This is a genomic window from Stenotrophomonas sp. LMG 10879 (assembly GCF_002750935.1).
In the GTDB taxonomy this organism is placed as follows: Bacteria; Pseudomonadota; Gammaproteobacteria; order Xanthomonadales; family Xanthomonadaceae; genus Stenotrophomonas; species Stenotrophomonas lactitubi_B.
In genome coordinates, this window is record NZ_PEJT01000025.1 from 1 (window position 1) to 834 (window position 834).

Here is an 834-nt window from a genome sequence, read left to right on the forward strand (position 1 = left end):
GGCTTGTATGTTCCTCCCGTCTCCTACGAGGTATGTAGGAGCCAGGGTGGAGGGACCGTCAACATGATATCTGCGGGTAGCAGCCGACAGACGAGCCGAGCGATCCCCATCCCGCACCTTAACGTCGATAAAGGATCTAGCGGCCTTTGAGGACCGCCGATGTAGGCAAGCCAACGTGGTGCGGTACCACCCCAGCCCCTCAACAATAGCTGGGAGTTGCGCAGATGTCAGATTGTTTGGCCGTCGGCATCGATGCCGATTCAAAGAACCTTGTGGTGGCCTGCCATGGCACCAAGGGCAGCACCCGAATCGCCAATTCAGCGTCGGCCATCGATAAGTGGCTGTCCGGCCTGCCGACCAGGTCGCGCATTGGGGTGGAGGCGACCAATCGCTACCACGAGCGTGTAGTCCAAGCCGCCCAGATGGCTGGTCATGCGGTCTTTGTGCTCAATCCGCGCGACATCAAGCATTACGCCAAGGGTGTGGCCTGCCGCGGCAAGACCGACTCTGGCGACGCGCAGGTTATCGCGCGTTACATCGCCAAGGAGGCCGATAATCTGCACGAGCATGTCGCCCGTTCGCCTGCGCAGGAGCGGCTGCACGTGCTGCTCCAGCAACGTGACAGCCTGGTCCGGAGCAAGGCGAAGTTGAATCTCTCGCTAGGCGCGGGGGCGTCGGAGTCGCCCATCTTTGGGCGCATCTTCGGTGGTCTGAAAGAGGCCATTGCCATGCTGGACCAGCAGATTCAGCAACTGTGTCGCAGCGGCGAACAGCGCGACCTGTATCGGCGGATCATGACCATCCCGGGGATCGGACCGACGGTGGCGGCCTTCG

Annotated in this window: 1 protein-coding gene; it reads left to right on the forward strand. The window is 61.6% G+C overall.

The features are described from left to right. Positions 1-224: 224 nt before the first annotated feature. Positions 225-834 (forward strand): transposase (locus CR919_RS20925; RefSeq protein ID WP_165787300.1); only part of this gene is annotated, 610 nt, incomplete at its 3' end.